Here is a 15,326-nt window from a genome sequence, read left to right on the forward strand (position 1 = left end):
ATGACGTCATCCACGCTCTCCACGACCAACCGGATTCCCGCCACCGAGGCCCAGACCGCGACCTGGCTCGGTCAGCAGATGGTCGGGGCATCGTCGGTCTTCGTCGTGGCGCAGGCGTGGGAACTGCGGGGTGCGATCGACCTCGACCTCCTGCGGAGCTCTCTGGCAACGGCGCTGGGGGAGGCGGAGGGGTTCTCGGCCGCGTTCGCCGTAGACACCGACGCAGTCATCCAGGTGCTGGGCGCCCACGACGTCGGGCGGCCCGACGGGATCGATCTCCGGACGGCTGCCGATCGGGAGTCGGCATTCGAGTGGATGCGCGCGGAATGCGGACGTGCCATCGACCCGTCCGTGGACCCGTGTTGTACCGCTGCGATTCTCAGCGTTTCGGATGACGAGCACCATGTCTTCCTGCGTGCACACCACATAGTCGCCGACGCCTTCGCGCTCACCCTGGTCGGACGTCGTGCAGCAGAGGTCTACTCGGCGCTGTCCGCTGGAGAGCCGCTGACGGAGAGCTGGTTCCGCCCGGTTGGAGATGTGGTGGACGAGGAATCGGCCTATCGGTCCTCGGAGCGACGTGACGCGGACGAGCGCTACTGGCGCGAGTTGGGCGAGAAACCTCACGAGACCGCGTCCCTCTCCGACCGCACGGGCACGGCCCCGATCGCGTCGGCCGTCCGCTCACACGCCGTCGTCCTCTCGGAGGTGGTCGCCGATGGCCTCGCCCGTCTTGCGGCAGCCGAGTCGGCGACGTGGGGTGATGCCCTGACCGCGCTGATCGCCGGGTTCATTGCGTCGGTCCGGGCATCAACGGTCGAGATGCCTGTCGCGATCGGGTTCCCGGTGATGAACCGATTCGGCTCGGTTGTTCTGACAGTTCCCGTCACGGCCGTCAACGTCGTGCCGATCCATCTCCGACTCGGCCCGGCGACCACGCCGCGGGACGCGCTCGGCTCTGCTCGGGACGGCGTCCGGGATGCGCGCCCGCACACCAGACTTCGCGGTGAGATGATCGCCCGGATGAACGGCGCCGAGCTACCCGGGGTCTGGATCAACATCAAGCCCTTCGGTGACGAACTCCGGTTCGGAGCGATCTCCGCGACGATCCACTCGCTGGCCCGCGGGCCGGTGCAGGAACTCACCATCACCGGCCGCCGCCTGTCCGGGTCCGGCGCCCTCGAACTACAACTCGATGCCGACGCCGATCGGTTCGGCCCAGACGATCTACGTGAGGTCGGAGAACGTCTCGGGGACTTCGTGTCCGGCGCGGTCGGGACCGGCCGGTGGGATCAATCGCTGGCTCGGATACCGCGCCCGCAGCACGACGCGATCACCGACGAGTGGGGTGATGGCGATCAGATCGCCCCGGCCGCGGTCACCGTCCCGGATCTCGTGCTGGCCGAGCCACGTCCATCGATCACCGCGGGTACCCAGGAAGTGTCGGGAGATGACGCGGCGGCCCGCGTCTCGCGCCTCGCGCGGGAACTGATCGCCCGCGGCGTGGCTCCCGAGGACCCGGTGGCGATCGTCCACCCGCGGTCCGGCGACCTGGCCGTCGCGGTGCTCGCGGTGCTCGCCGCCGGCGGTGTCTGTGTACCGGTCGATGCCTCGCTCCCGGATGAGCGCATCCGGTTGATGCTGGAGACCGCGACGCCGCGTCTGGTCATCGCCGCCACTACCGTCCTCGAGCGAGATATGTTGGGCGACAGAGCGCCCGCCGCTGTCGTGCTCGACGATCCGGCCACGCTCGCCGAACTCACACGGAGATCGTCGGAGCCGGTGACCGATGCCGATCGGCTCGGCGCGCTCCGCGGCGCGCATCCCGCGGTGGCCATCTTCACCTCGGGGTCGACCGGGCGGCCGAAGCTGGTGGCCATCCCGCACGCAGCCCTGGTGAACAGACTCACCTGGGCCGAACGCTACCTGCGCGGCGAGGGCGATTCGGACGTCCGGATCGCCAAGTCGTCCATCGGATTCATCGACGGCATCACCGAGCTCCTCGCCGCCGTCCACGCGGGGGCGCGGATCGTGATCGCCGACGAACAGGACGTCGCCAGTCCGATGCGGCTCGGGACGTTGATCGACGCCGCATCGGTGACGGCGTTGACGGCGGTGCCATCGGTGGTCGCCGAGCTGCTCGACGGCCGGGACGCCAAGGGAGAGATCGCGGGCGCGAACCTGTCGTCGGTCCGACGATGGACCCTCAGCGGGGAGGACCTGCCGCCCCGGGTGTTGGACCGGCTCCGTGGCCTGTCGCCCCGGTCGATCGTGAACTCCTACGGCTCCACCGAGATCACCGGCGACGTGACCTACGCCGAGCTGGGTGACCCGAGATCTCCCTTGACCATCGGCGGCCCGGTGGCGAACAGTGCTGTGCGGGTGCTCGATTCATGGCTGCGCCCGGTCGTCCCCGGCACGCCCGGTGAACTCTATGTCGCCGGTGACCAGCTGGCCCGCGGATATGTCGACGCCGCCGGTGAGACATCGGCGCGGTTCGTCGCCGATCCGTGGGCGACCGTGCCGGGCGGGCGACTGTACCGAACCGGTGACCGTGTGCTCCGGCGCGACGGCCGACTCGTGTTCCTCGGCCGGGTCGATCACCAGATCTCGTTGCGGGGCTTGCGCATCGACCCGGGTGAGGTGGAGGCCGCGCTGACCTCCCAGGTGAGCATCACGGCTGCGGTGGTCGTGGTCCGTGAACTCGTCGCCGACGAACCGGTGCTGGTCGCGTACGTCACGACCTCGGGCGACCTCGATGTGCCGACGCCTGCGGAGATCCGTACACGGGTCGGGCGCGTGCTCCCCAGATACCAGGTACCTGCAGCCGTCGTGATCCTCGACCGGTTCCCGACGACCGGGAGCGGCAAGGTCGACCGCGCTGCGCTACCGACCCCGACGCGGTCGGAGCCCGGCGCGACCCCGATCATCACCGACCCGATCGAACGTCTCCTGTGCGAGGAGTTCGCCGACCTTCTCGGTGTGGCCTCGGTTGGCCGAGACGACAGCTTCTTCACATTGGGCGGGCATTCCCTGTCGGCGACCAAACTCGTCGCACGCCTTGCGACCCGGGGCATCCACGCCGACATGGCGCTGATCTTCGACAATCCGGATCCGGCCGGCCTGGCCGCCGCACTCGCCGACGTGGTCGACCGGCCTGACGGTGCCCACATCGACGAGGGCCCCGCCATCGACCTCGCCGCCGTGGAGGTCAGCGACACCTCACCGGCATCCTTTGGCCAGCAGGCACTCTGGCTGACCGAGCAGATGTCCGAGGACCGGTCGGCGTACCGGGTGGGCGGACTGTTCGATGTCGACGGGGCGCTGGACGCCGAGGTGCTCCGCCAGGCGGCGATCGATCTGGTCGGCCACCAGCCGGTGCTGCGGACGACCTACCACTGGGACGGCACCGACCTGCATCAGGAGGTCGTCGACGTCTCCCGGCTCGACGGCGTGCACTTCGTCACCGAGCAGACGGTCGCGGATGCTGATGTGTCCACCACCATCCGCGACTTCTCGGCGCGGCCGATGGACCTCTCGGTCGACCTACCGCTGCGACTGCTGGTGCTGCGCACCGCGAGCCGGGACATGGTCCTGCTCTCCGGGCATCACATCGCCACCGACGAAGGATCGATCCCCCATGTGGTGATCGGCCTCGTGGAGGCCTATCGGGCGCGTGAGTCCGGGCGGGCGCCGCAGTGGCCCCCGCTCGCGGTGACATACGCGCAGTTCGCCCGTCGGCAGCGGGATCTCCTCGGGAGCCACGCCGACGTCCGATCGCGGCTCACGGCCGATCTCGCGTTCTGGCGGGATCAGCTCGGCGAGGTACCGCGCACGATCGCCCTGCCGCACACCGCGACCCCGGAGCCCGGGCAGACCTACTCGGTGCGCAGCCGACGCATCCGGCTGCCGGAGCCAACCGCGGGACGGCTGCGTGAGCTCGGCAACAGCCTTACCGCGAGCCCATTGATGGTCACCGAAGTGCTGATCGCGATCGCGTTGCGTGCCTACGGCGCAGGCGACACCATTCCGCTGGGCTCGCCGGTGACGCTTCGCGACGACGAACGCCTCGCAGAGGTCGTCGGATTCTTTGTCAACACGGTGGTCTTCACGGTCGACCTGTCCGGCGGGGTGGACGCGGTCGGCGCGCTTCTGCGGGTCCGTGACGACAACCTGGCGGCCGTGGCGCACCGTGCGACACCGTTCGAACTGGTCGTCGACGCGGTCAGTGCAGATCACGGAGCAGACGGATCCGGCCGCTCACCTCTCTTCCAGGTGATGGTCGCCTACCGGGACGGGGCGGCCGAGACGGACTTCGATCTGGGATCCGGCACGCTGCACCGAGTCGACCGCGCCGAGGTGTTCGAGCGCACCGGACTCTCGCCCGATTCCGGTGCGGCCAAGTACGAGCTCGTCTTCGGGATCGAGGAGACCCGCGAAGGCGAGTGGATCATCGGGGTCGACTATGCGCACGAACTCTTCGACGTGGCGACCGTCGACGGGCTGATGGAGACCCTCGGCGCGGTGGCGACGGCGGTCGCGAATGACCCGACGACGCCCGTCGACGACCTGGGCCGGCTCGCCGCCCCGGAGCTCGCCGTCACCCCGGAACCGGTCGACACCGCCGTCGACGCGGACCGTGAAGCGGGGGTCGACCTCTCCGCGCAGCACGGCGAGATAGCGCTGCCCATAACCGAACCCGTACCCGTGTGGGCGTTGCGTCGTGCCTACCTCACCTGCGCGCCGGTGATTTTCGGTGTACCGGTCTGCGGTGGGTCCGAGGTCACGGCCGACGCTCTGAGCCCTCCCAACGCCGAGCGTGCGATGGCGATCGCCGGCGGATTCCGAGTCGGGTCGGGCACCCTCGACGACGTGTCGCCCGCGACGCCCGAGGTGGGGGTCGGATGCCTGGTCGATGAGAGCGGGCTGGTGGTGTCGGGTCGCCTCGCCATGCGATACGGCGATCCGGTGTCGGTGGACAGCGCCGCCCAGACCCTGGTCACGGCGACGAGAGATCTTCTCACCGAGGGACGGTCGGGGCCACCGAGTGTGACCCTGCCGGACCCGGAGCGGATTCGGCGCCGGTGGACCGACCTCGCCGACGACGGTGAGCTGCTCGACGACGACTTCTGGGTCGATTTCGTCGAGGACACCGCAGACGCCGAGACCTTCAGTCTCTCCGATGATCTCGTGATCCCGCAGGCCTGCGCGGTGACCAATCAGGTGGGCGAGGGCCCGGTGGCGGTGAGCGACCGGACCACGTCCGACACCATCCTCGCCGCACTGGCCGTGGCGATCGGGACGGGCCCCGGATTCGGCGGGGCGGACACACTCGTCGTCGACCTCGAGACCTCTGCGCGAGATGCCGAGATCGCCTGCACACCTGGAAGGCTCGTGCACCGACATCCGGTGGCGGTTCCGGCCGCCATCCCGCTCGACGATCCGGCAGGTGTCTACCGCGCGGTCGCCGACCTCCACGTGACAGATCAGCAGGCGAAGATCTATCAACTGCTGCGACACGAGGTGGTCCACACCCGCGACATGTTCGACGAGGCCCCGGAGAGCGACATCCTCCTGCAGGTCTTCGACACCGACGTGGAAATCCTCGCCCCGCCGACCGAACTCGGCCGGTACCGGCTCGTCGTCATCGCCCACGTCGGAGGTGAGGCCGACGGTCAGCGCCCGGTTCGCCTGAACATCGTCGGCCGCTCCGGCTCAGACACCATCGACCTGGCGGTGATGGCGGAGATGATCGCGGAACTCGGTGTCGGCGCAGGCACCGAGCTGCGCGAGATCGTCGACGGTGGCGCGGCACAGGCATTGTCGGCGGCGCAGGCCCCACTGGTGGGACTCACTCCGGTGCAGTCCCGCCACCTGACGGAGATGTTCGGGCCCTGGGACGACGTGCTGCCCGTCTCTCCGCTTCAGGAGGGTCTGCTGTTCCACCTGCAGGTGGCGGCCGAGCAGGGCGTGCCGGATCTGTACGCCTCCCAGGCGAAGCTGCGGCTACGCGGTGCCGTGGACATCGAGCGCCTCCGCGAAGCAGTCGGTGCGCTGCTGAACCGACACCCCAACCTCCGGGCCGGGTTCGCGACCCAGGCCGATCGCAGCGTCGCGGTGATCCCACGCTCGGCCCCGGTGCCGCTGCGTGTCGAGCATGCCGACAGCGAGGCAGTGGCCGTCGAGATCCTGCGCGATGAACGCGCCCGGCCGTTCGTGGCCGACGATCCGCCGCTGATCCGCTTCCTGCTGATCGAGATGGGAGGGGATGGTGCGGTTCTCGCCCTCACCTTCGAGCACATTCTCATCGATGGCTGGTCATATCAGCTGGTTCTCGGGGAATTGCTGGCCCTGTACGACGATCCGGACGGGAAGTCGCTGGCACCGCCGACCGCCTACCGCGACTATTGTGCATGGCTTGCGGCGCAAGATCTGACGGCCGCCCGGTCGGCGTGGGCGCACCATCTGTCCGGCGTGACCGAGCCGACGTTGCTGCGCCCGGATGCGGTGGGACGCGAGGCCGATCCATCCGCGGCGCGCGACCACCATCGGGACCTCTCCCGGGCGGTGACCGATCGGGTTCGTGCACTCGCACGGTCGACGGGAACCACTGTGAGTACGGTGCTGCAGACGGCGTGGGGGATCACGTTGGCACGGCTGACCGGGTCGTCGGATGTCGTGTTCGGCACGACGGTTTCGGGCAGGCCACCGGAGCTGCCGGGTTCGCAGAGCATCGTCGGACTGTTGTTCAACACGGTGCCCGTGCGCGTTCAGATGGACCCCTGGGAGAACGTCGACGAGCTGCTGACCCGACAGCAGCGAGCGCAAGCCGAGGTGGTGGATGCGCCGTACCTGAGCCTGGTCGACATCACGGCGGGGACCGGTGTCCGTCAGCTGTTCGACACACTGTTCATCACCCAGAACCATCCGGCAAGCGACACCGGTCGCCGCTACGGTCCAGGGGACGGGATCGCGGTGACCGACACGGTCCTCGACGACTCGACGCACTATCCGGTGTCGTTCGCGGCATACCCGGGCGAGACCATCCACCTGCGTTGCGCCTACCGCGGAGACCTGTTCGGCGACGACGAGATCGTCACGCTCACCGACAGATTCGTCGCGGTGCTCGACACGATGGCCTCGGCGTCGACGCTGAGGGTCGGTTCCCTGGACGCGATCACCGCGAGCGAGATGGAGCAGGTGATCACCGGGTGGAACGACACCAGCCGGCAGGTCTCACAGCAGACGGTCGCCGACCTCTTCGACGAGCAGGCGACGCGCACCCCGGACGCACCGGCGGTGATCGCAGGCGATCGTCGGATGACGTTCACGGATCTTCGCTCCGAGGTGAACCGCCTCGCCCGCCTGCTGGTCGATCGCGGCGTGGGCGTGGAACATCGTGTCGCGCTGCTGCTCCCGCGCGACGAGCGCATGGTGGTCGCGATGTTCGCCGTGTTCGCCGCCGGGGCGGCCTATGTCCCGATCGATCCGGATCACCCCGTCGACCGTATCGAGTACATGCTCGACGTGGCCGGACCCTCGGTCCTCGTCACGACTGTCGAGCTCCATGGCCTGATCGGCAACACGGCGGTACCCAGGCTGGTGCTCGACGATCCCGTGACCCGAAAGACGCTTGCCACGAACGACTCCGGTCCCTTGACGACCGACGAACGAGTGGCTGCCCACCCCGACAACCTCGCATATGTCATCTTCACCTCTGGATCGACCGGACGCCCCAAGGGCGTCGCGGTGGGTTACCGGGGCTTGACGAACATGTACGTCAACCACCAGGAGAAGATCTTCGACCGCGTGGTCGCCCATCAGGAGGGCCGGCGGCTCGCCATCGCCCACACGACCTCCTTCTCCTTCGACGCGTCGTGGGAGCAACTCTTCTGGCTGCTCAGCGGGCATCACGTCCACATCATCGACGAGGACATGCGCAAGGCGCCGCCGGAGTTGCTGGCGCACTACGACGACACCTCGGTGGACGGGTTCGATGCGACGCCGTCGTACATCGACGTGCTCGTCGAGAACGGACTGCTGGAGCGCGAACGACCGGCCGGACGCTCCACTGCGGGCGACGGCGTCGGCGTGGTCTTCGTCTCCCTCGGCGGTGAAGCGGTGCCCGACGCGTTGTGGCAGAGACTTCGCGCTGCGCCGGGCGTCGAGTCGTACAACCTGTACGGCCCAACCGAGTACACGATCAACGCACTCGGTGCCGATCTGGCCGACAGTGCGCATCCCACGCTCGGCAGGCCCATCGCCAACACCCGCGCGTACGTGCTCGACCGCGGCCTTCGGCCGGTCGCGCCGGGGGTGACGGGTGAGCTCTATCTCGCCGGTGCCGGAACGGCGCGCGGCTACCTCGGGCAGTTCGGCAAGACGGCTGAGCGTTTCGTTGCCTGCCCGTGGGGCGTCGCCGGAGAACGGATGTACCGGACCGGAGACCTGGTGCGGTGGCGCGAGAACGGGACACTCGACTATCTGGGCCGTGGGGACGACCAGGTGAAAATTCGGGGATACCGTATCGAGCCGGGCGAGATCGCCGATGTGCTGGCCGAGGACGAGAGCGTGGCGCGCGCCGCAGTGGTGGCGCGTCCGGGGCCGGACGGCCGGCTGCAGCTGCACGCCTACGTGGTGCCGAGCAGCGCGGTGGGAACGGACGTCACCGCGCTGCATGAGCACCTGCGTGACCGGCTGCCCGACTACATGATCCCGGCAGGCCTGATGGAGGTCGACGCGATCCCGCTCACCGTCAACGGCAAGATCGACGCGCGTGCCCTCCCGACGATCGATCTCGCCGACGAGCAAGCGCAACCACCGGAGACGGAGACCGAGCGACAGGTGTGCGCTCTGCTGGCAGACCTTCTCGGCGTCGAGGCGGTGTCGGTGGCGGCATCCGTGCGGGACGCGGGTGGCAATTCCCTGGTGGTGATGCGTCTGGTGTCGCGTCTGGCGGAGCTTGCGGGCGGTGACGGGGTGTCCGTGCGGGACCTTTTGTCGGGGTTGACCCTTCGGCAGATCGCCGCGCGCATCGACGACGCTCCCGGCGACACGGCGACGGCCGAGATCGACCCACTGGTCCTGGAGTTCGCGGAGTCGCGCTGTGGCCGCTCCCTGATCTGCCTTCCCGAAGGTTTCGGACTCGTCATCCCGTACGCGGCCCTGTTGCCGCACCTCCCGGACGGCTGGGGACTCATGGCTCTGCGTGATCCGGCGCAGGTGAACTCGGAACCGTCGTACGCCGATTGGGGAGAACTGGTCACCCGGTACGCCGACGCCATCGATGCCGCGGGAGCGTCGACCGCGGGAACCGGAGTGGACCTCGTCGGCTGGTCGTATGGCGGACATCTCGCATTCGCCGTCGCGAAGGAACTCGTGCGGCGCGGCCATCGGGTGTGCTCGCTCACCATCGTCGACGCCTACCCGGTCCCACGTCGACCACACGGTCCGCTGTCGGCGGAGGACGCGGTGACCCTCACCGAACGCGGAATGCGTTCGGCCACCGGAGCGGCACCGGGTACCGACCGTGCGGAGTTGGTGCGACTGATGCTGGGTGGCGCCCAGGCGGGAGCCGGCGATGACGCGGATCGTCGTGCGATGTTCGATGCGTACGCACGATGCGAGCAGATGCTGTCCCACGGCACCAACGGGATCGTGCGCGTCCCGACTGCTCTGATCGGATCGACGACAGGCCGATCGTCGGATCTGCCGACGATCGCCGAGGCGTGGCGCGAGCACCTGCCGGAGATCCGGGTGGTGGACGAACACGCGATCGACCACGCGCGCCTGTTCGACGAGGCGTCGGTGCGCCTGTGGGTGGCGGCTGCGGAGAAGCTCTGGCAGCCATGACCAGCGATCCGGGGCCCGAGTCGCTCACGACGAGACATACGCCCGATCGGGCACGATTTTTGCCACTGAGAATGAGATGGAGAACCGAGGACATGCGAAAACTACGATTGGCGATGGCGAGCGCCGCTGCGGTGGCGGCACTGGTCGCTTCGGGCTGCTCATCCGGGGACTCGGACAGCGCCGACAGCTCGACGAGCTCCGGCGGGACACGCTCCTTCGAGGCCGCGAACGGGACCTTCCAGATCCCGGCGAACCCGCAGCGGATCGTCGCGCTCTCGCGTGTCATCCCGTCGCTGTTCATCGCCGACGCGCCGGTCGTCGGTGCGACGTCGGGTTACGACACCAGTACGATCGTCGACGAGGACGCGATCGACCGCTACGAGAAGGTGGCGACGCTGTCCACCGGCACCGCGAAGACCAATGCCGGTGGTGGCACACAGCTCTCGTACGAGCAGATCGCCGCGCTGAAACCGGACCTCATCATCTCGGGCTTCCCTCAGAAGGCCTACAAGTCGGGTATCAGCGACGAGCAGTTACAGGCGATCGCGCCAACGTTGAGCCTCGGACCTGCCACCCCGACCGAGTGGCGAGCGGTCGGGGAGAAGGCTGCCGACGCCGCGGGGAGGGCCGAGCAGTTCGATCAGGACAAGGTCGAATACGAGAAGCTGGCAACGCAGTTGAAGCAGAAGTACGCCCAGACGATCGCCGGACAGAGGTTCGCTGCCCTTGCGGTGTTCAACTCCACCCAGGCCGACTCGTACCAGCGGGAGTACGACGATTCGTTCACCACGAACATCGCCAACGACATCGGCATCACGTTCCCGGGCGGGACGGCCACGAAGACGTCGGAGATCGTGTCGATCGAGCGGCTGTCCGATCTCGCGGACGCGAATGTGATCGTCTACCAGGTGAATCCCGACGGATCGTTGAAGTACCCGCGGATGCAGGAGGTCTTGGACTCCGAGGCCTGGAAGAACCTGCCTGCGGTCCGCGCAGGTCGAGTGATCCCACTGGCGTACGCGTCGTCGGAGACGTACGCGGGTGCCATCAAGAGTCTGCAGTCGCTGTCGGCCTCGCTCGACAAGTTGCCCGCCGCTCCGACCGACGGGAACTGACGCGCAATTGGCCGCTCCATTGTCCCGAGGATTCCTTCGCATCGCCTCACCCGCACGAGCACAGGTGATCGCCGCGATGGCGTTGCAGATGGTCTGCGCGCTGATGGTCGTCGGGACCTACATCGCCATCGTCGTCGCGGTGCGTCGGCCGGCGGACACGGGAGTGATCTCGTGGCCGCCGGTCGTCGTGGCCGCTTCTCTCCTGTTCGCGGTGCCGGTGGTGCACGCGTGCTCCTACTCCCTGAGTTTTGCCGCGAGCCGGCGCATCGAGCTGGGTCTGCGCCGTGAGATCGTCGATCACCTGGCGCGGATCCCGTTGGGCTGGTTCACCAGTGGTAACGCGGTCACGCGCCTGCGCAAGACGGTCAACTCCGATGTCGCCACCGTGACCGCTACGGTCGGTGAGGCGCTGCCGAATCTCGCCCGCTATCTGACCGTCACCGTGGCGGCTGCGGCGTACCTGTTCACGGTTTCGTGGATGCTGGCCGTCGTCGTGGCGGTGCCGGTGATCGTCGCGTCGCTGCTGGAATGGCGTCGGTTGGGCGTGGCGTCGGAGGCTGATCGGGTCCACGAGGACGCCGTCGCCACCCTCGCCGCCCGCACCACGGAGCTGAGTCAGGGCATCGCGGTCGCCAAGGTCTACGGGATGGCCGACCGGGAGAACAACAGGTTCGGATCGGCCGCAGATGCATACGCCGACAGCTACATCCGTCGGGAGGACGATCAACTCCGCCGCGGACGGATGACGGCGGTGCTGGCGTCCTGGATGTCGGTGCTCGGTCTGGTGGTGCTGATCGGTACCGCATTCGTCGCCGCCGACGTGATGGAGCCGGTCGATCTGGTGGCGTTCGTGCTGCTGTCGTGGATCATCTCCCGCGGCGTGTGGGCGGTCCCGACCGCCCTGATGACCTGGCGGCGGACGGCGATGGTGCTGGCCGGGGTCGACCGGATTCTCGACGAGCCGCCGCTCGCCGCAACCGGGGCCCCGGGTCGAGCGGTCTCGAATCCGGTGACCGTGCGATTCGACGGTGTCGGATTCGGTTACACACCAGGCGAACTGGCGATCCACGACATTGACCTCACGCTGGCTCCGGGCACCACCACTGCGCTCGTCGGCTCGTCCGGATCGGGCAAGTCCACCCTTGCCCGGCTGATCCCGCGCTTCTGGGATGTGGACCACGGCACGATCACGTTCAACGGGACGGACATTCGCGAGCTCGCGCCCGAGGGCCTGTACCGGGTGGTGTCGTTCGTCTTCCAGGACGTTGCGCTGCTACGGATGTCGGTCGCCGACAACATCAGGCTCGCACGGCCGGACGCCGACGACGCCGTCGTGGAGTCGGCGGCACGCGCTGCGCAAATCCACGACCGGATCCTGCGACTGCCACGTGGATACGACTCGGTGATCGGCGTCGACGCGCCGTTCTCCGGTGGCGAGGCACAGCGGGTCTCGATCGCCCGGGCGATCGTCGCCGACACTCCCGTCGTGGTGCTCGACGAAGCGACGTCGGCCGCGGACCCGGAGAACGAATCGGCTGTGGCCGACGCCCTGTCACGTCTCATGGAAGGGCGGACGGTGCTGACCATTGCCCACCGGTTGTCGACGATCACTTCCGCGGATCAGATCGTCGTGCTCGACGGCGGCCGTATCGTCGAATCCGGCACACACTGCGATCTCGTGGACAGCGGTGGCCGATACGCACAGATGTGGCACGTCGACGGGGTGGCGATCCGATGAGAAGTGGGGTGTTCGCCGGTCTGCTGCCGGTCGTGGGTACCGAGGCGACTCGTCGGCTCCGCGGCGCGCTCGTCGTCGTCGCGCTCGCCGCGATCCTCGAGGCCGCGTGTTTCGCGTTGTTGGTGCCGCTGTTCGCCGATCTGTTCACCGACCGTTTCCCACGCGCCTGGCTGTGGGCCGGATTGTTCGCCGCCGGTGGTGGACTCGCTCTGGCGCTGGAGAGATGGGCGATGCGCAGGCAGAGGTCGGTGACCACCGACGTGGTCGCGACGCTGCACCACCGCGTGGGCGATCACGTGATGACCCTGCCGTTGGGCTGGTTCACGCCCGTCCATCAGGACGCGCTGCATCGGTTGCTGAACGAGGCGACCAGGTCGCTCGCGGTGATGCTGAACGGCATCGTCGCTATCAACGTCCGTGCCGTCGCGACCGCCGCGGCGCTGTGGGTGGTCATCGCCGTGCTCGACCTGCCGACCGCCCTCGTCGCGGCCCTCGCCCTGGCACTGCTGGGCGGAGCCTATCGCCTCGCAACGCGATTGCTCCGGCGCGGCAACACGGTCGGTGCGGATGCGGCGCAGGAAATCGGTGCCCGGGTGCTCGAGTTCGCACAGCAGCAGCCGGTGTTGCGCGCGCACGGTCGGCTCGGCGAGGCGAACACCGACCTGCGGGCGGCTCTCGATCAGGTGCGCCGGGCTGCATCGACCTATTTTCGCGGGGCGATCATCGGGGTGACCGCCTTCTCGGTCGGTACCGCGATTCTGCTCGCGGGAGTGCTGTGCACCGCGTGGTGGCGGATCCAGGAGGGAGCCGTCCCGATCGCGACGGGGATCTCCCTGGTCGTGTTGGCGGCATTGATCGTGGACGCCGTCGCCGCCCTCGGCCGGACCGGCAGCGTCATCTGGGCATCCGAACAGACCCTTCGCGAGGTCGGCGAGATCCTCCACACCGAACCGCTGGCCGAACCGGAGACCTCGGCGCCGATCGCCGACGCGGGCGTCGAGTTCCGTGATGTCACCTTCGGATACAACGACGGTGCCACGGTGATCGACGGTGTGTCCGTGACCATCCCGTCCGGCGGTATGTGTGCCGTGGTGGGACCGTCGGGCTCCGGCAAGACCACGCTGGTGCGGCTCGCCGCGCGGTTCTGGGACGTCGACGCCGGACAGGTGGCGCTCGGTGGGGCGGACGTGCGAGATCTCCGCAGCACAGACCTGATGCGGCAGATCTCGGTCGTGTTCCAGGACGTCTACCTGTTCGACGGGTCCATCAGGGACAACGTGCTGATGGGCCGTGCGGACGCCACCGAAGCAGAACTCGCGCGAATCGCCTGGCTTGCCCGACTCGACGAGATCGTCGAACGACTCCCACTCGGCTGGGACACCTCGGTCGGCGATCGGGGCACGGCGCTCTCCGGCGGTGAGCGGCAACGGGTCTCGATCGCTCGGGCCCTGCTCAAGGACGCGCCCGTTGTCCTCCTCGACGAGGCGACCTCGGCTCTCGACCCGGAAAACGAGGCCGCCGTGCGAGATGCGTTGGGGCACCTGGGCGAAGGTCGCACCCGGCTGATCATCGCGCACCGGCTCCAGACGGTCCGGAACGCGGACACCATCGTCTTCCTCGACGACGGTACGGTCTGCGAGGTCGGCACTCACGAGGAACTGACCGCGCGCAGCGAGCGGTATGCGCGGTTCTGGCGCGACCACGACGAACCCGGCCGATCCGATCCGGCCGACGACTCCCCGACGACTCCCCGATGACAAGGAGATGAGATGAGCACAGCCCCGCTCGAGCCTCACGAGACCGAGATCAATCTGGTCATGTACGGCATCACACCGAGATACCTCGAGGTGATCCGTTCGGAGCGATTGACCCCGCAGATGCAACGCATCACCTTCGCGTGCACCGACCCCGAGGGTTTCCACTTCGTCCCGATGGCACCTGACGAGCACGTGAAGCTGTTCTTCCCCCAGCCCGGCACGGACGAGATCGTGATGCCTGCGATCGGACCGAACGGCATCGAGCCCTCGACCGACGGCCCTCGCCCGGTTTATCGCGACTACACTGTGCGCGCGTTCGATGCCGAACGCGCCGAGGTCGTGATCGACTTCGTGCTGCACACCCACGGAGTGGCCGGCTCCTGGGCGGCCGATGCGCGGCCCGGTGGCCGGCTGGGCATGCTCGGTCCGCGTGGGTCCCACATCTATCCCGTCGGGTACGACTGGTACCTCCTCGCCGCCGACGAGACCGCGTTGCCGGCGATCGGCCGGTGGTTCGAGGAGTTGCCCACCGGGAAGCGCGTCGTGGCGTTCATCGAGGTCGCCGACCCGGAAGCGGAAGTCGCCCTGGAGATGCGGACCAATGCCGAGGTGCATTATCTGCACCGGCGCGGCGCCGAGCCCGGTAACAGCCCGCTGCTGGAGCAGGCCATCCGCGAGTTCGATCTCCCGACGGGGGAGTACTTCGCCTGGATCGCCGGTGAGGCCAACACCCTCAAGCCGATCCGGCGCTACCTCCGGCGCGAGCTCGGGCTACCGAAGGACCGGATCAAGGTCGACGGCTACTGGCGGAGCGGTACCGTCAACCTCGACCATCACGATCCCGGCGACGGCGAAGACTGACCG

General features: G+C 68.3%; 5 protein-coding genes. All 5 read left to right on the forward strand.

All coding sequences use genetic code 11. The features are described from left to right. The 5 genes from OVA31_RS18555 to OVA31_RS18575 all read left to right on the forward strand — a co-directional run bounded on the left by OVA31_RS18555 (window position 1) and on the right by OVA31_RS18575 (window position 15,323). Window positions 1–9,852, forward strand: a complete 9,852-nt coding sequence (locus OVA31_RS18555; RefSeq protein WP_267628082.1) for a non-ribosomal peptide synthetase — start codon at window positions 1–3, stop codon at window positions 9,850–9,852. A gap of 92 nt (window positions 9,853–9,944) precedes the next feature. Further along, the gene (locus OVA31_RS18560; protein ID WP_267628083.1) at window positions 9,945–10,967 is read left to right on the forward strand and encodes an ABC transporter substrate-binding protein; all 1,023 of its coding nucleotides are present in this window, start codon (window positions 9,945–9,947) and stop codon (window positions 10,965–10,967) included. Between the two features lie 76 nt (window positions 10,968–11,043). Next, on the forward strand, window positions 11,044–12,705 hold the full coding sequence (locus tag OVA31_RS18565) for an ABC transporter ATP-binding protein (RefSeq protein ID WP_267628084.1): 1,662 nt from the start codon (window positions 11,044–11,046) through the stop codon (window positions 12,703–12,705). Further along, a complete protein-coding gene (locus tag OVA31_RS18570; protein WP_267628085.1) occupies window positions 12,702–14,462 on the forward strand; it encodes an ABC transporter ATP-binding protein in 1,761 nt (586 codons plus the stop codon). Before OVA31_RS18565 ends, OVA31_RS18570 begins: the two co-directional genes overlap by 4 nt. A 12-nt stretch (window positions 14,463–14,474) precedes the next feature. After that, complete coding sequence (locus tag OVA31_RS18575) at window positions 14,475–15,323, forward strand: siderophore-interacting protein (RefSeq protein WP_267628086.1); 849 nt, start codon at window positions 14,475–14,477, stop codon at window positions 15,321–15,323. Window positions 15,324–15,326: the final 3 nt, after the last annotated feature.

Source organism: Gordonia sp. SL306 (genome assembly GCF_026625785.1).
In the GTDB taxonomy this organism is placed as follows: Bacteria; Actinomycetota; Actinomycetes; order Mycobacteriales; family Mycobacteriaceae; genus Gordonia.